Here is a 23,281-nt window from a genome sequence, read left to right as displayed (position 1 = left end):
AGTGAAAGCCACTTCTTACTTCTCTTCATAGTGAAGTTTTAAGCCTTCGCTACTCATCACAAAACCATTAATCGTAATCTTACCCTCATGCACCATTTTATGGTGTTTCGCACACAATGGAATCAAATTGTAACGGTGGTTTTGATGGAAGTGGTCGATGTTACCGTTGGCATCGGCACTCTCTTGTGCTTTGATGTGATGCACTTCATCGACGTATTCATCGCAGAGCGCGCATTTAGAGAGGTAGAGGTTTTTGTTGTATTTGCTTCGTTTTTTCTGCTTTAAAAGCTCTACTTCACCGAGTTCCCCTGCAAGACTTCTTCTAATGTCATAAGCCGTTTTAATAAACTCTTTGTCCATGTGTAAAGACTTGGCAAACTCTAAACCATACAGCGAACTGCCACTGCCAAGCTCTAATTTTCTATTGTAAAGCAGTTTGTCATTTTCTTCATCGTAACTGACCCCTAGATGCAGATAAATCACCTTTTTAAGTTCGCTAATGAGAGGCAAGTGGCTGAGTTGATGTAAGTGCGTTGCAAAGACAAAGAAAGAGCCTAAGGAGTGCATCTTCGTAATGGCACTTGCCACAATGGCAAGAGCGGATTCGGTCTCTGTTCCATGACTGATCTCATCACCCAGTACGAGTGAAAACTCTGTGGTGCGGTTGAAGATATTTTTGAGCTCCAACATCTCGACCGTGAAGGTCGAAAGCCCTTTGTAGAGATTATCATGGCTGATGATGCGTGTGAAGATTTTATCAAACAGGTTAAAACGCATGGAAGCACATGGTACAAAAAAGCCCGCTTGTGCCATGATGACCGCAATGCCAAGGCTTTTCATCAACGAAGATTTACCACTTGAGTTGATGCCGTAAAGCAAAATGCCTTGCACTTCATTGGCACTGCACGCTTCGAGCGTGACATGATCGTGGGTAATTTCTGGTGAGCAATGACCTAGGAAAATATCGTTAGGAATATAGATGCCATTTTCTTCGCGTGATTCAATGAGTGGATGGCGAAGTCCAATCGCTTCGATAAAACGCTTTTCTTCTTGCATCGGTAAAAGTTCAGGGCGCGTGTAGTTGTAAAGGACAGCACATTTGGCATTGCTAAGGGCAACATCCAGTGTGCCAACAAAGGAGATAAGATGCTCTAACGTGAGGGCGTAATGCGTTTCGATTTTCTCTAGCATCTCATCGTAACGCTGTTTCACCAAAGCGATCATTTGCAGGTTGCTGAGTGTGATCTCTTGGGAAATTTCTTCAATCAAGGATGCTGAAATCTTCACGCTGTTTTTAAGATGCCTAAAGGTAAAGTCTTTGAAGAAGTAGTGCTTCTCTCCGATGGTGATGAAGCTCTGCATAAGCTTCTCTTCAATCAGCGCAAAACGGTTTTTGCTGATGGATATGTAATGCCCCTCACTCTCCAACCACTCGATGCTCAGCGTCGTGCGATTGCTCTCTTCAAAAAGTGCTTCAATGTGGTGTGAGATATGCTCAAGCGCACTAAAACGCTCTTCTTTACTCTGTTCGATCTTATCAATTTGCGGGTAAATACCTTTAACAAAAAGATTTTCGCTGATCTGATCTTTGCGAAACTTGGCGCAGACATCCAGCACAAATGTACTTTTAAGCATCTCTAAAAGAGCTTCGCTTTCATCGAAAAGATCTTTGGGCGTTGGAACTTTTTTAAGTTCTGCCTCTCTCAAGATGCCTAAAATGGCTTCAAGCGAAGTGCTGAGGTAATCAAGCTCTAAAGGGTGCAATTTTTTAAGGGCAATACGCCTTAAAATACGCTCCAAATCATAGACTTGTTTTAAAGCAATTTCAAATTTTTTATAGTCTTTGATCAGTTGGGTGCTGAGATCAAAACGTTCATTGAGTGTTTTGAGATCGCAGATAGGATTGAGCAACCGCTCTTTTAAAAGGCGCTTTCCAATCGCGGTTGACGTTTGATCGATGAGATTTAACAGTGTCATCTCGGAAGGATTTTTAGAGATGATGTCAAGCTGTTCAAGGGCATTGTTGCCGATGTAAAGATAGCGACTGTTGCCGAGTAAAATAGGGCGGCTCATCTTTTCGATGATGTTGGCATCATGCTCGATGATAAAATCGCAAAGAATGGCGAGTGATTCACTTGCGTAAGGGTAGCGTTCGATGTCAAGGTATTCGATGGGCGAGAGCAGGGATCGAATCGCGTAAATGCGTCCAAAAAGTTCATTTTGATACGCCACTTTAAGACGCTCTTTGTTGATGCTATGCGCGACGCTTGGTGTAATCTCAAGGTAGTTTTGCACCCACTCTTTATCGATGCTTTCGGTATTAAACGTCAGAACGATTTCACTGGTTTTATAGGTTTGTAAAAGGTTGAAAATCTCATCAAGTGCATACGTTTTATCTTCTCTGGTGCCATGCACTTCGTTGATAATGGTTTTACCTGTCGTTACATCAATCGCACTGTACCCAACAGAATAGATCTGGTGGTTGCAGTCCACAAGCAAAGAAACAAGGTAGTTTTCGCTCGATTCAATGAGGTAGTCAAAGTTTGTGCCAGGGCTTATAATGTTTGAGATGTAGCGCTTCACATGCGGTGGCTCACCTTTTTGGCGCACTAAAACGATGGTGTATTTTTTACTCTGAACCAGACGTGCTAGATAGCGATCTAACGAAACAGAGGGAATGCCTGCAAGCAAAGGATTTTGGAGTGAATTTTCTAAAATGGATTTGTTTTTACGGGTGAGTTGGATATTCAGTAGCTCTGAAACTTCTTTAGCTTTACCGATTTGATGCGTTTCATTGTTCACTTCGTAGGTTTCAAAAAAAGAGCCTATTTCCATAAACACAATCGTATTTTTGCCATATTTTGCTTCAAAAAAGAGCTGAAGGTCGAAATAGATTTCAGTGAGTAATCTCTCTTTTGAGCAGAGCATTTGCGCAATATTTTCAAGCATTAAAACCAGTACCACCTTTAAAAAATAGATTCAATTATACACAAAGGAAGCATAAAGAAAGGGGTTGTTTGGTACAATAAAGAGACTATTCTTAAAGGATTATCATGGAGATTGAAATTTCAACCCCAGCCCTTTTGTTCCCAGCGGTTTCATTACTGTTACTTGCGTATACTAACCGTTTCTTGGCAGTGGCACAACTGATTCGGATGTTGCATCGTCAATCAACGGAGCGTGACAACTGTGAGGAGTACAAGCAGATCAATAACCTCAAACACCGACTCGAACTCACCAAATGGATGCAATTTTTTGGAGTGCTCTCCATCTTGCTTTGTACCCTCTCTATGTTTGAGCTTTTTTTAGGCGTATTAGGCATCGGTAAGCAAATATTTGGACTAAGCCTCATCGCGATGTGTATCTCTCTTTGTATCTCTTTGTGGGAAGTAATGATTTCGACGCATGCTCTCAATATGGAACTCAGTGATATGCACGATAAATGTAAAATAAAATAAAGAAGTAATAATGAATCAATACCTCCTTGTAGGCGAGAAAAATCGTCTCAAAATCAACCGTTATACCGATAATGGTGTTTACCTGATCTGCGAAGATCAAGACGAAGTTCTCATGCCCAATCAATACGTCACTTATGCGATGAAAGAGGGCGATGAAATCGATGTTTTTGTCTATTTTGATTCGGAAGACCGCATCGTAGCATCCACGGTTTTTCCGAAGGCGATGCTGGATGAATTTGGTTGTTTTGAAGTGGTTGATGTAACGCCCTTTGGAGCATTTTTAGACTGGGGTTTACCTAAAGACCTTCTTGTCCCTAAAGCACTTCAAAAATTCCCTTTTTATGTGGGGATGAAAGTCATCGTGCGTGTCTGTTTGGACGATGAGACGGGGCGCATTATTGGCAGTCAAAAGTACAATGATCTTTTAAGCAAAGACCTAACAAAGCTCAAAGTCAATCAAGAAGTCAAACTTTTGGTGCGAGAGAAAACGCCTCTTGGCTTTAAAGTGATCGTCAATAACTTGTACGATGGCATGATTTTTCACAATGAAATTTTTGAAAATATCGAAGTGGGCGATGAAAAAGTAGGGTACATCAAAACCCTTCGCAAAGATGGCAAACTCGACATCATTTTACAACCCATCGGCGATAAGAGCGATGAAGTGGCGGCTTCAAAAATCGTAGAGATTTTAAGCTTGACGGGTGGGGTTTGTGAGATGAATTACAAAAGTACACCTGAGCTTATTATGCAGCGTTTTGGGCTCAGTCGCAAAGCGTATAAGCGAGCACTTACCAAACTCATTGATGCGAAAAAACTTGAACTAAACGATGAAGGCATGAAGCTTTTATGAGTCGTATTGCCATTATCGGAGCGGGAGCCTCAGGGCTTGTATGTGCCATCGAAGCTTCTCGTAAAGGGCATGTGGTGAGTGTTTTTGAAAAAAACAGTAAAGTGGGTCGAAAGATTCTCGCCACAGGCAATGGCAGATGCAATATCTCCAATGAAAAGATCAACATATCGCGTTATCATGGCGAAGCGCCTAGCTTTGCCAAAGAGGCACTCAGACGGTTTGATACCTTTACATGTAAAGCGTATTTTCGCTCTTTAGGGCTGGAAATGCGCGAGGGCGAAGAGGGTAGACTTTACCCGATGAGCCACCAAGCTTCCAGTGTTGTCGATATGCTTTTACACGAAGCACGAAGTTTGGGTGTGAGTTTTTTACTGGAGAGTGAAGTACTCAAAATCGAGAAAAATAGCACCGAATTTGTTTTACATGTAAAAGATGCAAAACAGACTTTTGATGCGTGCGTAATTGCCTCAGGAAGTGTTGCTATGCCCACCCTTGGAAGTTCTGGCAGCGGTTATGCGTTTGCGAAAGCTTTGGGGCATTGCGTCATTGAACCGTATCCTTCTTTAGTGCAGTTTATCTGCGATGAGCCGCACCTTAAAGAGGTCAGTGGCGTGAAGGTGGATGCGGGTGTGGAGCTTTACATCGCCAACCAAAAACGCCAAAGCGTGCAAGGCGATCTGCTGTTTACGGCATACGGACTCTCTGGTAGTGCCATTTTAGACATCAGCCGTACCGCTTCCAAAGCCTTTGTTGAGGGTGAATCTGTACACGTTGTCGTTGATCTTTTGCCCAATCTTTCGCGTGAAGCACTCTCCTCACTCCTTCAAAAACGACTCACTTGTGCGAAGGGTAAATCTCTCTCTTTGTGGCTTGAGGGGATCATCCCCAAAAAGTTAGCACATTTCATCGTCGAAAATACAAAATTAACCCCTATCAAAGAGGCATCAACTCTAGGTGCTAAAGAGATGAAAAAACTTGTCTTTGCTTTAAAGTCGCTACCTTTACATGTAAAAGCGACCAAAGGGTTTGAAAGTGCTGAAGTGTGCGCGGGTGGTGTGGATGTTAGAGAATTGGATGCTAAAAGTATGATGTCATCAAAAGTAAAAAATCTCTATTTTTGTGGGGAAGTTTTAGATATTGATGGCGATTGTGGCGGCTTTAACCTTCATTTTGCTTGGGCATCAGGTTTTTTAGTGGGACAAAATCTGTAAACTTCTTTACACATTAAGGCTCAAAAAAGTACAATATCTATTCAAATGATATTTTAGTGAGTATTAAAGTTAACGCTTGCAGATGATGCAAAAAAGAGGTATTTTGTTTCCATTAAAACACAATAGTTTTCTATCTAAACTTTCCAAAGTTAGTTTTGAAACAATCCAAAATAGTATTGTGACGCGCGTTATTGTATTTGCGTTTGCCATTGTGATTGTAGGCGGCACGATGCGTTATTATCTTTCTGCCGACACCATTCATACAAATCTTTTCAAAATAGTTTCTGTTCATCAAGAAGCACTTGCCAATGAGGTCGCTAAAGACATTAGTCATGATTTGGACGTTCGGAAAAAATTTTTGATTCAACTTTCCTCTTCCTTGCCTTTAAAGTTGTTAGAAGATCCCAATAAACTCAAAAAATGGCTTACGGAACGACATGAACTCAATCCAGTTTTTTCGGGGGCATTGTTGGTATTGAACAGAAATGGTACCGTGATTGCGGGGAATGGTGCTGAAATCGTTGAAGGCGAAAACGCGTATGCCAAGGATGATTTTTTTAAAAGCGCTTTTACACAAGAATATGTCATGGGTGAACCCACTTTGGGCAAGATATTACAAGAGCCTATTCTTCCTATTGCAGTACCTATCAAAGACGATTCTGGGTCTGTCTATGCCATACTCGTAGGGGTGACACAGTTGTACAGCTCGGATTTTCTTGATGCGGTCATTAATGGGCATATTGGTGATACGGGTGATTTTTTACTCATTGATGCAAAGAAACAAATCTTTGTTGCAGCCACCAAAAAAGAACTTATCCTAAAGCCCACACCCAAAAGGGGCGTAAATCTTTTACACGACAAAGCGTTAGCGGGATTTAGAGGCAGTGGAATTACAGTCAATGCGAATGGACTAGAAGAGCTATCTGCCATGGCATCTGTTCCCAATACCGATTGGTTCGTTGTTTCTCGTATCCTCACTAAAGAAGCTTTTGTGATGGAAGATAATATTAAAAAAATTCTTATCAAGGCACATGTTATTAGTTTAATGATCATCCCTGCCTTGTTATTCACTTTTTTATTTCTGCTTTTTAAACCATTGCGAACGTCTGCTTCATTGGCGGATAAAATGTCTTTGGGAAAGACTGGGCTTAAACCATTACCGATTAAACGTATGGATGAAGTGGGGCATTTAACAGCGGCATTCAACCGACTGATGGCGATGTTGCTTGCTACTCAAAAAGAACTTAAAGAGATAGCGCACTATGACTATCTGACCAATCTTCCCAATCGTTTTTTGATGGTCGATCGATTGGATCAAGCTTTGGCAAGATGTGCCCGCAACAACACACGACTGGCACTGCTTTTTATGGACTTGGATGGATTTAAGTCTATTAATGACACGCTTGGGCATAGTGCAGGTGATGAAGCACTCATTGTTGTTGCGAAGCGTTTTTCAACACTGATACGCGCAAGCGATACCTTAGCAAGGGTTGGCGGAGACGAGTTTGTGATTTTGCTCAGTGATCTTGATTGGGATCTATCGCATGCGACAAATGCAGCTCATTTGGTTGCGTCAAAGTGCATTGAAGCTCTAAAAGAACCCTTGATACTGCAAGGCAATGTCAAAACATTAGGGGTGTCTATCGGTATTGCCATGGGACAGAAAGGGAGTTCGATTGATGCGTTGATGCTTGAGGCAGATACTAAAATGTATCAAATTAAAAATAAGACAACTCTCAGGGTTAATGAAGATGAAATGGCTATATCTTCATCGCAACCACAAAGCTAAGAGTCCTACTTTTTTACATGTAAATAAAGGGAAAATTACCCTTTATGTTCAGGCTGTTGAAAAATCATATAGATAACAAACGCAAAAAATGCGATGGTAATGGTTGTGAAAAGCAGTGAAAAGGTCTTAACTACGACATAGGCTACGATTAAAATCGAAAGTAGGGTTGGTACTTCATTGTAAGCACGGAAGAATTTACCACTATGAGTGCATTCATCATTTTCGAGTTGTACTCTATAATATTCGAGTGAAAACGAATAGACTGTCATTAAGGCAACCACGACTAATTTTGCATAGAGCCATTCGCCTGTTTCAAATAAAATAGGGTTGATAATGAGCATGGCTGAGCCGCTTAAAAGCGTTCCCCAAAATGCAGGAAGTCCGATGTATTTGTAGACTTTGTATTCTTGTATTTTAACGACTTCGACAAATTCACTTTTGTGAGCGTGTTCCACATGATAAACAAAAAGACGCGGTAGGTAAAAAAGCATCGCCATCCATGACATAAACGCCATAACGTGAAACGTTAAAATCCAACTATAATACTCCATTTTTCGCTCCTGCAAAAATATGTGCGCATTATAACAAGTGTGAGAGGTTTTTTAAGGGATTTTTAACAACACTCCATTTCAGCTTTTTCCATCAATTCAATGCCTTTTTCAAACTCGTACTCTTCAAACAGCGCAGAAAGGTAAAAAACATGCGAGCAGATGTGGTACAAAATGTCCTTCGAGTCGTGTTTTGCAAAAACAGCTTTGTAGTCATTTGGAATAAGCGTTTCAAAACGAATCCATAAACTATCTTTAGCTTCAGGGTGCAGAACAAAAAGTTCATACATAGCATCTAAAACGTGTGTTGCATTTTCATAGCAGTCGATGTTGTGAAAACTCACATAACGATCGCGTACTTCTTCCATTTAAACAGCCTTTTTGGCACGCGTATGCACGTTGTGTTCCACGCTTTACATGTAAAAAGTTGCTTTGCCTCTATTGGGTTAAGAAATCATCCACCGCTTTTGTGTAGGCAGGATCTTTGCCTAAAAGTTGGTTGATCTCTTTGTGGGTCATATTCTCTTTAAGGAGCACTGTTTTTGTTCCAAATGTTGAGGCTTTGTTTAAAAATTTTTCTGCTTGGGGGCATGAGTCATCACGCTTGGTTGAACAAACAGCAAGAAGTGGCATACGCTTTGTTGTGAGTTGGTGGTACGGTGAAAGGCTTTGCCAATAAGCAGGATCGTTTCCAAAGGCTTGGTCATACAGACGCATGTGTTTAGCACTCATGAGCATTGGTGTATCCATAACCGCACTATCCAGTAAAACCGCAGCCATAGGAGGGGTGATAGCGTTTGAGGCATACAAGGTTTGCGAAGAAGCAAGAAGTGCAATAAGATGAGCACCCGCAGAGTGTCCCATCACGATAAATTTAGCCTTATCGCCACCCCACGATGCGCTTTTGGCTTGCGCGACACCCAATGCTTTGGCAACATCGTTGAGTTGTTCACTCACGGAAGCATCTGGGAGGAGTTTGTAGTTGGTTGAAATGACAATGTAGCCTTTAGCGACCCAGTAGTTGACTTTATTTTCAACCACATTTTGCATCTTTTTATCGCCTGTTCTCCACGCACCTCCATGTACCATAAAGATGACAGATGTGAGGCTTTGAGCGTTTACATGTAAAGGGGTGTAGACATCAAAACGTTCTTTAGCGTTGTTTCCATAACTGACATTAGCAATAAGTTGCACCTCTTTAGAAAACGTTGCCTCTTTTTCCTCTTCTTCGTCTCCCAACCCCAAGCGATCACGCAAAATTCCTGCCTGCAAACTTTGAAACAGTGTAAGTGAAAAAAGGACTAAAAAGATTTTTTGAAGCATGGAAAACTCCTTATAAATGCTTTATATGTAAAACTAAAAGGGCTCTTACGTACGAAGGCTCAATCAAAGCTTTTTGACCCTTTTCTTTAAAGATAAAGGTGATACGAGGCTACTTTAAATTATTCTCCAATTTCTTTACATGTAAATATTTTAGTGAAGCACTAAGCTCTCAAAAGGCGTTGGTTCGCTCCATAAATAGCCTTGAAAATAGTCGATCTCTAATGCTTTACATGTAAGATAAATTTCTTCATTTGCCACAAATTCTGCCACGGTTTGCATTCCTACTTTTTGTGCAAATGTCACAATGGCTTCGACAACGGCTCGATGGATAGCATTTTTGTGGATGTTTTTAATGAGGCTTCCGTCTATTTTGATAAAGTCTGCTTGGAGTTTGACGAGGTACTCGAAGTTGGAGTATCCTGTTCCAAAATCGTCAATGGCGATTTTGACCCCTTGACTTTTTAGCAAGCTTAAAAAAGAGAGCACTTCTGGGTGATTTTCGATGCCTTCTCCCTCTGTAACTTCGATAGTAAGGCGTTCATTGACATTATACTCATACATTTTTTCAAGCAAAAAATCGACCCTGCTTTGATCTAGGATGTCACTGAGTGAGAGGTTGATGGAAAACTCAGCGTTTTTGTCAGCAAAAAAAGCAAACGATTTTTGAATGACAACTTTAGTGATCGCTCCATACAAGTTAGCGCGCTTGGCATGGTTTAAAAAAAGATACGGTGAGATCATACGACCCTCATGACGAAGGCGGACTAAGCACTCAAATTTTTGGATTTTACCACCTTCAATACTTTGCGCAAAAACTTCAAAACGATCTTTTTTCAAAGCTTCACGAATGATGTTTTCCCATGTGAGATCGGCTTTAGCATTGGACTGAGGATTGCACAAAGAAGGAGTTTGCGCATCGTAAATCATGAGATCTTTTCCGATACGTTTGGCTTGTTTAATGGCAAATTCGGCATTGAGAAAGAGGTCATCATAGCCTATGGCAACACCGATACGAAGCGGCGTATAGATTTTTTCATTGGCAATTTCGATGGGAGAATAGCCAAAGTACCAAAGGCATGATTCTATGTTTTGCAAAAAGTGTTCATGGGCTACCTCTTTGCCTGCCAAAATGGCAAAATCATCGCCTCCTAAATGAAAAACAACGGCGTGTGCAAAGCGTCGGATAAGTCTTTGAGAGATGATTTTGAGAATTTGATCACCTACGGTATAGCCAAAAGAGTGGTTGAAGTTCCAAAATCCGTTGACATTTAAAAGGGCAAGTTTGTTGGCAGTAGAATTCGCAAGCGTGTTCATAAAACGTTGACGATCGGGCAGTTTGGTAAGTGGGTGAATTCTACCATAACGCAATTCGTATTTAAGCTCTTTTCTCATAAATGCTTAAGCCTTATTTTTTTGAAATAATCCTATCAATTGGATCGCTATTATACTCTCATAAAGCTTCTTGCAAAATAGAAGCAATTTGTCACACAAGGTTTTACTTCTGGTGTAAGGTATTTTTTATGAAGAGGGTTCAATAAGCGGAACAAATGCAAAGCCTGGAAGTTCATACGTATCGATCGTTCCATCTTCTTGTTTTGTAATGCGCCAGATGCTGTTTTCAATAGGAATGACTAAGATGCCTCCATGGCTAAGTTGGCTCAAGAGCTCAGTTGGCATTTTAGAAGCACTTGCAGAGACCAAAATACGGTCGTATAAGCAGCCTGGTTTTCCAAGAGATGAATCATCTGCAAGCTCAATAGAACAGTTGGTAATATGGGCTTTTTGTAATTTTTGGCGACTGTAGTCGATGAGAAAGGGGACGCGCTCAACTCCTTCGACAAATCCTTTTTTGCCTACAATGGTTGCTAAAAGAGCGGTTGTCCAGCCTGAGCCTGAGCCAATATCTAAGATGTGTTCTCCTTTTTGCGGCTGCAAAAGTTCTAACATGATAGCAACGGTGTAGGGTTGGGAGATCGTTTGACCTTCACCGATGGGAAGAGCATGGTCGGCATAAGCAAATTCCGCTAATTTATCAGGAACAAAAAGTCTTCGGTCACACTGCTTGAAAGCTTGGATGAGTGCGGTTGTATGCAAGGCGCCTGTGGTGATTAAATGGTCAATTAAATGTTGATTTTCAGGCATTTTTTCTCCTTTTTAACGCATTTTTGCTATGATGAATAATACTCTTTTTTCAATGGGTTATGAAAAAAGTCTAATAACAAAAAAATGTTCAAAGAGGGGCAATCATGTATCTTTTTACATCTGAATCTGTTTCCGCAGGACATCCTGACAAATGCGCTGACATTATCGCTGATACCATTGTTGACAGACTGCTTCAGCAAGACTCCAATGCCAGAGTTGCAACAGAAGTTTTTCTCAGTGGAAAGCATATCATCATTGGTGGTGAGGTCAAAACGACTGCTTTGGTTGGAGAAAAATTTTACCAAGACGCCGCTTTGGATGCTCTTCGTTTGATTGGTTATCCTGAAAAAGGGTTTTCTCATGGAGAAACCATTGATCCTAAAGAGGCTGAGATTAAAGTGATTGTCTCGCAACAATCAGCAGACATTAGTATTGGGGTAGACCAAAAAGGTGGCGAATTGGGTGCAGGGGATCAAGGCATGATGTTTGGCTATGCCACTAATGAGACCAAAGAGCTTATGCCCGCAGCCATTGTTTACTCAAGAAAGATTCGTGATGCCTTGTATGCTTATGCCAAAGCCCATCCTGAACAGTTCGGGGTTGATATTAAAACGCAGGTGACGCTTGATTATGGAAGTAAAGAGAATTTTATGCTGGGAAAAGTTCAAAAGATCGTGACGATTGTTGCTGCCATCCCTCATGTTAGTCATCTTAGTATTGATGAGGTGCGTAAAACCATCAAGCGCGTGATTGGCGAAACACTTAAAGATGATCCTTTATTTCATCCTGAGAGCATAGAGTTTTTTATCGACCATACGGGGCGATTTGTGATGCACAGTTTTATCGCAGATTCTGGACTGAGTGGGCGTAAAGTAGTATGCGATACGTATGGCGGCTACGCTCCTATTGGAGGGGGATCTCAAAGTTCGAAAGATTACACGAAAGTCGATCGCTCAGGACTGTACGTTGCGCGCTGGATTGCTAAACACATTGTTGCCGCAGGTTTGGCGCATAAGGCACTGGTTGAAATTGCCTATGTGATAGGCAGAGCCAAACCCATTAGTGTTACGATAGATACACTTGCAACGGCAACGACTACGTTAAGCGATGAGCTTCTTTCAGAGAAAATTCAAGCACAATTCCCACTCACCCCCGCATGGATAACCAACCATTTTGGTCTTGATAAACCCTCTAAAGAGACCTTTTTGTACGCCGATGTCGCAGCACGTGGGCAGGTCGGTTATGATGAATATCCATGGGAACAGCTTGACGCTCTCTCTTGGTTTCAAAAGCTTAAAGCTTAGTGCCAAATGCCTTCTAGCTTATAATGACAATGGGGGCAGATGCCCTCATCATTCAGATGATTTGTGATATATTGACCGATGTGTCCATGCCTCTCTATCACGAGTTTTTTGCATTTTGGACAATAGGTCGATTCTCGGCTCTCATCATCCATATTTCCAACATAGACATATTTGAGTCCTACATCTTTACCGATCTCATAAGCACGTTTAAGTGTTGAAGGCGGTGTTGGAAGGACATCTTGCATTTTATACATAGGATAAAACGCGCTGATATGCCATGGCATCGACGGATCAAGATCGGCTTGAAATTTGGCAATGGCACGAATTTCTTTATCTGAATCGTTGTGTCCAGGGATAAGAAGCGTTGTTGTCTCTATCCATATTCCTTTTTTATGCGCATAGGCAATGGTATCAAGCACGGGTTTTACGGATGCCCCGCAAATCTCTTTGTAAAAAGACTGGCTATAGCCTTTGATGTCGATATTCATACCCTCTACATAAGGGGCAAGTGTATCAATGGCTTTGTGCGTTTCATATCCATTGGTAACATAGACATTTTTCAGTCCTACTTTATGGGCTAATTTTGCCGTATCGTAAGAGTACTCCAAAAAGACGGTGGGTTCGTTGTAGGTGTAAGCGATGCTTCCACAGTAGTGTTCTTGCGCTAAATAGACCGCATCTTTGGGGGCAAGGTTACTTCCTATAATTTCATGATGATGCTCTTGGGGGTACTGAGAAATATCAAAATTTTGACAAAACTTACAGGAAAAATTACACCCAACCGTTCCAAACGAAAAGATGCTTGATCCTGGCAAAAAATGAAACATCGGTTTTTTTTCAATGGGATCAATGTTGATGGCTGAGGCAATGCCATAAACAAGTAGACGAAGTTCTCCATTTTCGACTTTGCGTACACCGCAGAGCCCATACTCATTTTCGTGAAGTTTACAATGGTGATGACATGCTTCACACGCAATTCTGCCATCATCTAGCTTTTGAGAAAGCCATGCGAGCGCTGACATAGTGACTCCTTTTATAAAAAGCCATCTTTAATAATCACAATAACAAAGAAGCCTCTGCTATTGTGATTCATGCGTATACAAGATTATTGGGCAAAATGCCCTAGTATGGCATCTGTTGGGGTTTTGGTCAAATCTAACGTTAGATTTTGCGTCATACTTGTCTTAATTGCAGAATTCAAATGCCCAACAATCGGCTGATTAATAGACTTAGGTGCTGCGAAGTACCATTCATCATGGTCATATTTTAAAAGAGCTTCAGAAATTTGCAATACCAGTTCGCGAATACGCTTTTGCTCTTCTTCTTCGGCCATGTTATGATTTTCACCTGAGCCTTGGCGTCCCCATGCTGTTTCACAATGCCCTAAACGATCGGAGAGTTTTTCACTTGGTTTGAGGTGAATATCAAGGCTATCACTACTTAAAAGACATTCAAGCGACTCTCTGCCCATAGGGTCTGCTTTAATACGAAAGAGTTTAAAATGTTGCAAATCGGCAACAACAACTAGTTTGGATGACATGTTAGCTCCTTTTAAAGCGTCTTTAAACGCCTAAGATGCTTTTATTATACTCCAAAGTTTTTCAAAAGATGTTACATTTTTAGCTTTACATGTAAACTCAAAAAGCCCTACTGTATGAGACTTCAATAAGCTCTTTTAAGCCTTGTTCTTTGGCGGCATAGTAGATAAAGTTTGGATTTCGAAGAAGCTCTCTTCCATACGCTACAAGGTCACAAAATCCTTCTTTTAAAAGTTTCTCGCCTTCTTTAGCTGTTGTAATAAGTCCCACAGCAATCGTTGGGATGCCAACATTTTCACGAATAGTTTTGGCATAACCTGCTTGGTAAAGAGGAACAATAGACGGTATATGCGTCTGTTTTTCATGGTTTCCACCTGCTGAGACGTGGATTATGGTAACACCTACGTTTTGAAGTGCTTTGGAGAGTTTAATAGAATCGGTTACATTCCAGCCCTCACTCATCCATTCATCCGCACTGATACGTACAATGAGGGGTAAAGGAGTCGCATGGACAATCGCTTCTGCAATTTCAACAACAAGGGCACATCGGTTTTCCAAACTTCCACCATAGCGGTCACATCGCTGATTGGTTAGTGGCGATAAAAATTCACAGAGCAGATAACCATGCGCCGCATGCAATTCAAGCATATCGTATCCTGCTTGGTGCGCACGACCTGCCGCTTCAACAAAGTGCGTTTTAATCTCCGCTATCTCTTCAAGGCTCAGTTCATGCGGGCGTTTATAACCTCCTGTTTCACTAAATAAAAGCGGACTAGGAGCGACGGGTGTTGTCTCTTTGCAAATGCTTTTTCGCCCCGCATGGGCAAGTTGCACCGCCATTTTCGTGCCATAAGAATGAGCCAATGTTACGAGCTTTTGATGACCCTCGATGTGCGCATCGTCCCAAAGACCAATGTCATTGTCGCTGATGCGTCCACGAGGTTCAACTGCTGTTGCTTCGACAATAATGAGACCTACTCCGCCAATCGCGCGTGCCGTATAATGGGTGAGGTGAAAAGGAGTCACTTCCCCATCCTCTTTGGCTTTATACATGCACATGGGAGGCATAACCACCTTGTTTTTAAGGTGAATTTTTCCTTGTTCGTACGGGCTTAGAAGTAGGCTCATCTTCACTCCTTATTATTTTTCAGTTAAAAGCTTTTTCTCATTCCATCCGCCACCCAATGCTTTAAAAAGTTCTGCTTGATCGGTTAAGAGAACTTGTTTGGTGGCAATCACATTGAGCGTGCTACTAAGTACCCCTTTTTGGGCATCTAAGACTTCGAGCTGATTGGCAACGCCTTGGTTAAAGCGTTTTTCGGAGAGGTCTAACACTTTTTGGTAGGCTTTAAGCTCCTCTTCTTGGAAAGCAAGACGGCTTTTGGCTAAGTTCTCTTTTGCCAGAGCATCATGAACTTCTTTGTAGGCTTTTTTAACACTTTGTTCGTAACTTACCAGTGAAGATTGCAAGTCGGTCTCCGAGATAGAAACACGTTGCTTGATACGCCCAAAATCAAAAATAGGCACACTGAGGCTTGGTCCAAAACTCCATCTATTTGCTGTTGATTTAAGAATGTTACCAAGATCATCGCTTTGCTGACCATAACTTCCTGTCAAACTAAAAGTTGGAAAATAAGCCGCTTTTTCAACACCAATAAGGGCATTTTTGCTTTTAAGATTTTCCAGTGCCTCTTTGATGTCAGGACGATTTTCCATGATAGAAGAGGGGATTCCCTGTGGAATATTGAGCGTGCTTGGTAAGCTTGCTTCTGCATTTTGAGTTTCAAAAAGTGCTTGCGGGCTTTTTCCTAACAAAATAGCCAGAGCGCTTTGTTGGAGTTTATAGCTCTCCATCAAACTATTTTTAGAGGCTTGGATGTTGTTGTACTGCGCGAGCGCTTGGTTGGCTAAAACATCGCTAATGGTTCCGACTTTTTGCTGTTTAGCTCTAAATTCATAGCTCTCTTTATACGCCTGTGCGGTTTTTTCCAAAACTGCCATACGTGCTTGCAAGGAAGCTAGGTTGAAATAGGCACTGATCACATCGTGAATCAAGCTGTTGCGCAGTGTCTCACGCGATGCTTGGGTGGACAGATAGAGTGACCAGTTTGATTCGCTTTGACTTGAGAGTCTTCCCCAAAAATCAATCTCGTAAGCAAGCCCTAATCCTAAAGAATAATCAGAGTATGTAGCACTTTTATTTTTAGTTGAAAAGGCTTCATTACTTGTTTTTTGACGTGTGCCTCCAGCATTGGCACTGAGTGTTGGAAACTCATTATCCACACTCAAACCATACGTTTGACGCGCTTTGAGCACTTTAAGCGCAGAAAGTTTAAGGTCGTCACTGCTAAGGAGTGCTTCATCAACGAGCGCATTAAGCTTTGCATCGTTAAATGCTTTCCACCACTCTTTGTTTACATGTAAAGCCTCTTGGCTACTTTGAGGTGTCTCTACTATTGGAACATTGAGATCGGGCTTGAGCGAACATCCACCCAAAAAGAGGATCGTCACAAAGGATAAAAGGGTAAGGCTACGAGTCATGAACGACTCCTTTTTTAGTCAATTTCTCTTTGGTTTTCATAATAAGGTAGAAAAAGAGCGGTACAAAGAAAGTACCGATGGCGGTGAGTGTAATCATACCACCCACAACCGTTGTTCCAATGATATGACGGCTATTGGCACCTGCTCCCGTACTAATTGCAAGAGGTAGTGTTCCCGCGATAAATGCAAAGGAGGTCATAACGATAGGACGGAAACGAATCTTTGCCCCTTCAATGGTTGCATCAATAAGGCTATGCCCTTCACGCAGTTTTTGCATCGCAAATTCGACCATCAAAATCGCATTTTTTGAAGAGAGCCCAACGAGTGTTACGAGACCTACTTGGAAGTAGATGTCGTTTTGTAAATCTCTAAAATAAACCGCCAAAGCTGCACCAAAAAGCGCAAATGGAACGGCGAGTACGATCGCAAATGGAATCGTCCAACTCTCATAAAGAGCGGCCAAAATCAAGAAAACGAAAATAATCGCATAAATAAAGGCGGTATTTCCACTTTTTTCCATTTGCTTTTCTTGGTACGATGTTCCTGCCCACGCGATTGTATAACCCGTTGGTAAGACCTCTTTAGCTACCTCTTCAATCACACGTAATGCTTCACCTGAGCTGTACCCAGCGGAGGGTTGCCCTGAAATCTGAGCCGCTTGGAACATATTGAATTTTTGAACAACAGCAGGACCTACAATACGTTTAATAGAAGCGAGTGAGCTAATAGGCACAAGGCGTCCTTCGCTTGATTTGACAAAAACGTCACTGTAGTTTTCAGTGCCCTCTCTAAAGGTACTGTCTGATTGAACGTTAACGTGGTACGTTCTACCAAAGAGGTTAAAGTCATTGGTATAGGTATTGCCAAAGGTGGCTTGAATGGTTGTAAAGACATCGGCTACATCAACGCCCAGTGATTTTGCTTTTTCGTTATCTACGTTGATTAAAAACTGCGGTACATTGGTATTGAGTGTAGAGCGCATTGCCACGAGTTCTTTACGCGCACTTGCTTTTTCAACAATCGTTTTTACGTAAGTATCAAGCATTTGAATATCAGAACCCGTTCTATCTTGAATGTACATCTCAAATCCACCGGTGGTACTCATACCCATGATAGGAGGAGGGGTGACGGCAATAAGCATCGCCTCTTTATTTTGAGAAAGCCCACCCATCATTTGACCTGCAATGGCTTGTGATGTTTGATTCGGAAGAGGGCGCTCATCCCAAGGTTTGAGACGAATAAAGCTAATGCCAGAATCCGTTTTATAAGCACCTGTAATAAAGTCAAGTCCCGAAAATGCGGCTACTTTTTCGACAAGTGGATTACTCAACGCGTAATCGCTTAGCTCTTGACTTACCTTTTGCGTGCGGTTCAGTGAAGCTCCTGGCATAAGGTTGTTGATAACAAGGATGGTTCCTTTGTCTTCATTGGGTACCAGTCCGGTTGGAATACGTGACGTAATCATAAGAATCGCAAAGATCATAACGCCAAAAACAGCAACACTGATAAATCCTAAACGAATAGTCTTACGCACACCTTCTGAGAAGAGCCTTGTACTAAAATCGAAAAATTGGTTGAATTTTTGAATAAACCAAAATGGCTCACTTTCATGCTTACGTAAAAGCAAAGCGCAAAGGGCTGGGGTTAAGGTCAATGCTACAATACCAGAGATCGTAACAGAGATGATAACAGTCATCGCAAATTGTTTATACATCATACCGCTAAAACCACCCAAAAATGCCGCAGGAATGAACACAGCACATAAAACCATCACGATGGCGATAACAGGATTGGTGATCTCTTTCATGGCTTTAATGGTCGCATCTTTAACGCTTAAATCTTCCTCTCTTAAAATCCGTTCAACGTTTTCGATAACAACAATGGCATCATCAACAACCAGACCAATGGCTAAGGTAAGACCAAAGAGTGTTAAAAGGTTGATCGAAAAGCCTGCGGCATAGAAACCTGCAAACGTTCCAACGATAGAGACAGGAATGGCAAGAACAGGGATAAACGTCGCTCTAAGATTGCCCAAAAAGAGGTAGATGATACCTACAACAAGCGCAATAGAAAGGAGGAGTGTAAAGACCACTTCATGGATCGATTCTTTGACGAACTGTGTTGGATCATACGCGGTATTGATCTCTAAGTCACTTGGAAAATTAGCGGAAATTTCATCAAGCTTTTTTTCCACAAGGGCGGCTACTTCCAAAGCGTTAGCCCCAGAGCCTAGATAAATACCCATTGGGATCATTGGCTTACCGTTAAAAACACCATTGAAAATGTAAGATTCAACGCCAAGCTCGACTCTTGCAACATCTTTAAGCTTCAAAGAGGAGCCATCGCTATTGGCTTTGATGATAATATTGTCAAATTCACTTGCATTTTTAAGTCTGCCATTGGTTTTAACCGTGTAGGTGAAAGTTGGCTCTTTTTCCATAGGCTCTTGACCAATTTGACCTGCGGCATACTGCTCATTTTGGCTTTTAATCGCATTGATGACTTCGGCAGTTGTAAGCTCATAAGAAGCTAATTTATCAGGTTTGATCCAAACGCGAATGGCATAGTTTTTGTTACCAAAAATCATAACATCGCCAACACCAGGGATGCGCTTTATATCATCGACGATATTAACAAGGGCGTAGTTGGAGATAAAGGTTGTGTCATGGACATTGCCTTTAGAGGTGAGTGCTATAACTTTTAAAATATCAGGAGATCGCTCTCTGGTGGAAACACCTTGTTTTCTAACCGCATCAGGAAGTCTGTTTGTGGCGATTTGCACACGGTTGTTGACATCCACTTTGGCTTGGGCAACATCGGTTCCAATTTGAAAATAGACATTGATGCTCACGTTTCCACTGGGTGCGGCTGTGGTGGTCATGTAAAGCATATTGCTCACACCGTTAATCTCTTCTTCAAGGGGAGCCGCAACGGTAGTGGCTAAAGTCTGGGCATCTGCTCCTGGGTACGTTGCCGAGACAATGATTTGCGGAGGAGCAATGCTTGGGTACTCTTGTACCGGCAAAGACTTGATTGCAATAATACCCGCCAAAATAATGACAATCGAAACAACGGTTGCAAAGATAGGGCGGTTGATAAAAAACTTTGAAAACATTATTTTGCCTCTTCGTTGGTCACTTTATCAACTTTGACAGGAGCACCAGCTTTAATTCTAAAGAAGTTGTTAACGACCACTTGGTCACCCTCTTTAAGACCATTTTCGATGACATAGTCATTTTCACTTGCTTCGCCTACTTTGACAGGTTTAACCACTGCTTTGCCATCTTCCACAACAAAGACAACGGTGCCTAGAGGATTTTGAAGAACGGCTTTTTGCGGAACTTTAATGACGTTATTGCGTGTAAGCCCAACAAGGTTGACTTTAACAAATTGGTTTGGAAGAAGCTCCTTACCTTCATTTTTAAAGGTAGCTCTCGCTTTGAGTGAGCCTGTTTTGGCATTGAGAGAGCTATCTAAAAAGTCTACTACGCCGATCTCTTTAAACTTTGCATCGCCAATTTGCAATGAAGCTTTGAGCTTACCCTCAGTTGGGTTTGACCATTTACCATTTTTGATGTTGTATTTTTGCTTCATCACGTCAATATCAGGAATCGAAAACTCTACATGTAAAGGAGTGACTTGTGTAATGTCAACAAGGGCAGTGCCATCTGTAACGAGTGCTCCCACATCAACTTGTTTGATCCCTGTCATACCACTCATGGTTGCTTTAATGGTTGTGCGATCGAGATTAATCGTTGCGCTTTGTAAAGCAGCTTTTGCGCTCGCAAAACTTGCCTTTGCCCCCTCATACGCCCAGTATGCGGCATCTTTTTCTTGTTCACTTGAAGCACCTGATTCAAAAAGCGCTTTAATTCGCTCCCAATCTTTCCCTGCTTTTTGCATTTGAACATCCAACGCATTGGCATTGGCTTTGGCAAGGTTGAATGCAGCTTCGTAGCTATCGGGTTCGATTTTATAAAGTACATCGCCCTCTTTGACAAAATCGCCTTCATTAAAGAATTTTTTCATCAAAATACCATTAGCACGAGCTTTAATCGTGACACTTTGAGAACTAATCGTCTTACCTGGGTACTGAAAATTGAGAGCCTCTTCCTTCGCCGCACTGATTTTATAGACATCAACAGCTGGAACTGGTGCGCTTGTCGCAGCAGCCGTTGGTTGTTTCTTTGCCTCTTCTGCATAGCTTTGCGTGCCAAGAGCAAGACATGTGACTAAGAGAAAAATCTTCTTGTTGAGTAAAAACATCAGCATTCCTTGTAAATTATAATTATTGAGATTGTAACATATTGGGGTTAATGGTATGTAAATAATCATATTTGACCTAAAGCTTTAATAAAGTTCAAATCTAACAAAACTTATAATCGACGTAAAGACGACTTTAAGGATATACGCATGCAAATTGCAGGTGATGAGATTTTACTGGATGAAACCTCTTTACTGGTTTCGGAGACAGATAGTAAGGGAATCATTGTCTATGCTGATGAAACCTTTGTTAAATTCTCAGGATACAGCCTAGATGAGCTGATTGGCAAACCTCATAATATGATTCGGCATCCCGATATGCCTAAAGTGGCATTTAAAGAGATGTGGGAGACGATCAAAAAAGGAGATGTTTGGCAAGGATTTGTCAAGAATCGGACTAAGAATGGAAAATATTATTGGGTTTATGCGACCATTTTCCCTTTTGGGAAAGATCATTATCTATCGGTTCGTAAAATGGCAAGTCGTGATGAGGTTGAAAAATATACAAAGTTATATGGACAAATGCGCGCAAGTGAGGGAAGATAATGAAAGAGCTAACGATTCAGTTTAAAGTTACGATGCTCCTGATTGTCTCTTTAGTGCTAACGGCGGTTGTGTCAACTTTGGTTGTGATTATTTTGATGAATAATGAGGCACAAGGAAGATTAGAAGGCATTCGTTCTGTTATGACCCATGAAAAAGTTGAGGCACTTACGGATAAAGTTAAGATTGCCTATCAAATTGTGAACTCTTTTTATGAAGCGTTGCAAAATGATCCTGACAAGAGCGATCCTGCGGTAGTAAAAGCCTATCAAGAAAAAGCAAAAACAGCAATCAAAAAGTTACGTTTTGGTGAAGATGGTTACTTCTGGATTAACGATTTTGCTCCTAAAATGATAATGCACCCCATTAAACCCGCTCTTGATGGTGCAGATTTGAGCAAGTCTAAAGACCCTGCGGGTAAATTTTTATTTAATGAATTTGTCGATGTGGTCTCAAAAAATGGTAAAGGTGTTGTGAATTATCTATGGGAAAAGCCAGGCTTTAACACACCGCAAGCCAAAATCTCTTTTGTCGAGGGTTTTAAACCGTGGGGATGGATTATTGGAACAGGTGTTTATGCCGATGATATTGATGTTCTTGTTGCCAAAGAAAAACAAAAAATTGATGAAGCCTTAGTCTCCTTGGTCATTCGCAATAGCGTTATTTTATTGGTGGTTGTTGTGGTGTTCTCTTTCATTTCACGCTTTTTAAGTCAAAAACTTATAGGTCGACGTATGGCGAATTTGAAGCAATATGTGGAAGATTTTGGACTTTATGTGACCAATAAAAAGAATCTCATAGATTATCAATTAAGTGACCATGAAAATGATGAAATAGGCACAACTGTCAATGTTATCAATAAGACATTTAAAGATTTTGAAAAACTGCGACTCGATGATATTCGCGTTGTCGGCGAAGTGCTGATTATCTGTTCTAAAATGTCCAATGGTTATATGAACAATCAAACATCGTATGTTTCATCCAACTTCTTAACCAATCGCCTCTCGTATGAGATAGATGCGATGATTGAAAAAGTGAATGAAGTGATGCGAGCAACGCTTTTATCGCTTAAAAATTTTCAAAATGGCGATTTTAGTCATCCGATTATGATCTCCACTAATGGTGAGCTTAAAGAGTTGGTTGAGGGTGTCAATGCTCTTGGCAGTGCATTAGCTAAAATGATTGAAGAAAATGCAGAACAGAGTGCGAAGATCAATGAAAGTTCGCAACAACTCGCAAGCTCTGTTGCAACCATCAAAAATGAGCCACTGAGTGATCTTAACCGTATCGTTAAAAAAACCACAGCTTCTATGCAAGAGATGGGCTCGATTCAACAGCATCTTGCTGAAACACTAAGTACGCTTACGCAAAATGCAAAAGAGGCTAATGACATCTTAAATATGATTGGTGACATTGCCGATCAGACCAATCTTTTAGCGCTTAATGCCGCTATCGAAGCCGCGCGTGCGGGTGAACATGGGCGAGGTTTTGCCGTCGTTGCCGATAACATTCGAGAACTCGCCGATAAAACCAACCACTCTCTGAGCCAAATTCAAGCGACCATTGGCGTTATCGTGGGTGGTATTGTTGATAGCTCTGCAAAGATGAGCACCAATGCCAAAGAGATGAACACCTTAACCGCTGATGTTGAAGAGATTCAAGAAAAAACAGGTGACATCTTAAATATCATGAGTAAACTTGGCTAAAATTTGACCTTACATGTAAAGATAAACTTCTTTACATGTAAGCCTTTCTCTTCTCTATTTTTTCA

At 41.4% G+C, this 23,281-nt stretch carries 19 protein-coding genes; 7 read left to right on the top strand and 12 right to left on the bottom strand.

The genetic code is table 11. The features are described 5' to 3' along the window. Positions 1–15: 15 nt before the first annotated feature. On the bottom strand, positions 16–2,949 hold the full coding sequence (locus tag N0B29_RS00930; protein WP_263831836.1) for a MutS-related protein: 2,934 nt from the start codon (positions 2,947–2,949) through the stop codon (positions 16–18). Positions 2,950–3,053: 104 nt separating this feature from the next. Between N0B29_RS00930 and N0B29_RS00925 the strand changes: the two genes are divergently transcribed. The 4 genes from N0B29_RS00925 (at position 3,054) to N0B29_RS00910 (ending at position 7,308) form a co-directional block, all read left to right on the top strand. Then, positions 3,054–3,458, top strand: a complete 405-nt coding sequence (locus N0B29_RS00925; RefSeq protein WP_263831835.1) for a DUF2721 domain-containing protein — start codon at positions 3,054–3,056, stop codon at positions 3,456–3,458. Positions 3,459–3,468: 10 nt separating this feature from the next. Further along, positions 3,469–4,308, top strand: a complete 840-nt coding sequence (locus N0B29_RS00920) for a CvfB family protein (RefSeq protein WP_263831834.1) — start codon at positions 3,469–3,471, stop codon at positions 4,306–4,308. Further along, a complete protein-coding gene (locus N0B29_RS00915; RefSeq protein ID WP_263831833.1) occupies positions 4,305–5,519 on the top strand; it encodes a BaiN/RdsA family NAD(P)/FAD-dependent oxidoreductase in 1,215 nt (404 codons plus the stop codon). The genes N0B29_RS00920 and N0B29_RS00915 overlap by 4 nt, the downstream gene beginning before the upstream one ends. 82 nt (positions 5,520–5,601) lie before the next feature. Then, positions 5,602–7,308 carry a diguanylate cyclase domain-containing protein gene (locus N0B29_RS00910; protein ID WP_263831832.1) on the top strand — a complete coding sequence of 569 codons (1,707 nt, stop codon included), beginning with the start codon at positions 5,602–5,604 and terminating at the stop codon, positions 7,306–7,308. 35 nt (positions 7,309–7,343) lie between these two features. Here N0B29_RS00910 and hemJ read toward each other — a convergent pair whose 3' ends face one another. The 5 genes from hemJ to N0B29_RS00885 form a co-directional block, all read right to left on the bottom strand. Beyond that, a complete protein-coding gene (gene hemJ, locus N0B29_RS00905) occupies positions 7,344–7,859 on the bottom strand; it encodes a protoporphyrinogen oxidase HemJ (protein ID WP_263831831.1) in 516 nt (171 codons plus the stop codon). Positions 7,860–7,921: 62 nt separating this feature from the next. Next, a complete protein-coding gene (cowN, locus tag N0B29_RS00900) occupies positions 7,922–8,224 on the bottom strand; it encodes a N(2)-fixation sustaining protein CowN (RefSeq protein WP_263831830.1) in 303 nt (100 codons plus the stop codon). A gap of 70 nt (positions 8,225–8,294) precedes the next feature. Then, positions 8,295–9,179 (bottom strand): alpha/beta hydrolase, encoded by an 885-nt coding sequence (locus tag N0B29_RS00895; RefSeq protein WP_263831829.1) that lies wholly within the window; start codon positions 9,177–9,179, stop codon positions 8,295–8,297. A 150-nt stretch (positions 9,180–9,329) separates the two neighbouring features. Beyond that, positions 9,330–10,571 (bottom strand): EAL domain-containing protein, encoded by a 1,242-nt coding sequence (locus N0B29_RS00890; RefSeq protein WP_263831828.1) that lies wholly within the window; start codon positions 10,569–10,571, stop codon positions 9,330–9,332. A 126-nt stretch (positions 10,572–10,697) separates the two neighbouring features. Further along, positions 10,698–11,321, bottom strand: coding sequence for a protein-L-isoaspartate(D-aspartate) O-methyltransferase (locus N0B29_RS00885; RefSeq protein ID WP_263831827.1), 624 nt, complete (start codon positions 11,319–11,321; stop codon positions 10,698–10,700). A 104-nt stretch (positions 11,322–11,425) separates the two neighbouring features. Here N0B29_RS00885 and metK point away from each other — a divergent pair, with 104 nt between their 5' ends. Then, positions 11,426–12,625, top strand: coding sequence for a methionine adenosyltransferase (gene metK / locus N0B29_RS00880; protein ID WP_263831826.1), 1,200 nt, complete (start codon positions 11,426–11,428; stop codon positions 12,623–12,625). Here metK and amrS read toward each other — a convergent pair. The 6 genes from amrS to N0B29_RS00850 form a co-directional block, all read right to left on the bottom strand. Continuing rightward, positions 12,622–13,647, bottom strand: a complete 1,026-nt coding sequence (gene amrS, locus N0B29_RS00875) for an AmmeMemoRadiSam system radical SAM enzyme (protein ID WP_263831825.1) — start codon at positions 13,645–13,647, stop codon at positions 12,622–12,624. The two genes, metK and amrS, sit on opposite strands and share 4 nt — an antisense overlap. An 83-nt stretch (positions 13,648–13,730) precedes the next feature. Continuing rightward, complete coding sequence (locus N0B29_RS00870) at positions 13,731–14,165, bottom strand: host attachment protein (protein ID WP_263831824.1); 435 nt, start codon at positions 14,163–14,165, stop codon at positions 13,731–13,733. Between the two features lie 97 nt (positions 14,166–14,262). After that, positions 14,263–15,291 (bottom strand): NADH:flavin oxidoreductase/NADH oxidase, encoded by a 1,029-nt coding sequence (locus tag N0B29_RS00865; RefSeq protein ID WP_263831823.1) that lies wholly within the window; start codon positions 15,289–15,291, stop codon positions 14,263–14,265. Positions 15,292–15,303: 12 nt separating this feature from the next. Beyond that, positions 15,304–16,704: an efflux transporter outer membrane subunit gene (locus N0B29_RS00860; protein WP_263831822.1), complete on the bottom strand. Its 1,401-nt coding sequence runs from the start codon at positions 16,702–16,704 to the stop codon at positions 15,304–15,306. Beyond that, positions 16,694–19,819 (bottom strand): efflux RND transporter permease subunit, encoded by a 3,126-nt coding sequence (locus tag N0B29_RS00855; protein WP_263831821.1) that lies wholly within the window; start codon positions 19,817–19,819, stop codon positions 16,694–16,696. The genes N0B29_RS00860 and N0B29_RS00855 overlap by 11 nt, the downstream gene beginning before the upstream one ends. Then, positions 19,819–20,970: an efflux RND transporter periplasmic adaptor subunit gene (locus N0B29_RS00850; protein WP_263831820.1), complete on the bottom strand. Its 1,152-nt coding sequence runs from the start codon at positions 20,968–20,970 to the stop codon at positions 19,819–19,821. The genes N0B29_RS00855 and N0B29_RS00850 overlap by 1 nt, the downstream gene beginning before the upstream one ends. A gap of 147 nt (positions 20,971–21,117) precedes the next feature. Here N0B29_RS00850 and N0B29_RS00845 point away from each other — a divergent pair, with 147 nt between their 5' ends. Both N0B29_RS00845 and N0B29_RS00840 read left to right on the top strand, forming a co-directional pair. Continuing rightward, positions 21,118–21,513: a PAS domain-containing protein gene (locus N0B29_RS00845; RefSeq protein ID WP_263831819.1), complete on the top strand. Its 396-nt coding sequence runs from the start codon at positions 21,118–21,120 to the stop codon at positions 21,511–21,513. Continuing rightward, positions 21,513–23,216, top strand: coding sequence for a cache domain-containing protein (locus tag N0B29_RS00840; RefSeq protein ID WP_263831818.1), 1,704 nt, complete (start codon positions 21,513–21,515; stop codon positions 23,214–23,216). Before N0B29_RS00845 ends, N0B29_RS00840 begins: the two co-directional genes overlap by 1 nt. Positions 23,217–23,281 lie beyond the last annotated feature (65 nt).

This window comes from Sulfurospirillum oryzae (assembly GCF_025770725.1).
In the GTDB taxonomy this organism is placed as follows: Bacteria; Campylobacterota; Campylobacteria; order Campylobacterales; family Sulfurospirillaceae; genus Sulfurospirillum; species Sulfurospirillum oryzae.
The sequence above is the reverse complement of the archived record's forward strand: the minus strand, read 5'-3'. Positions and strand labels throughout refer to the sequence as shown.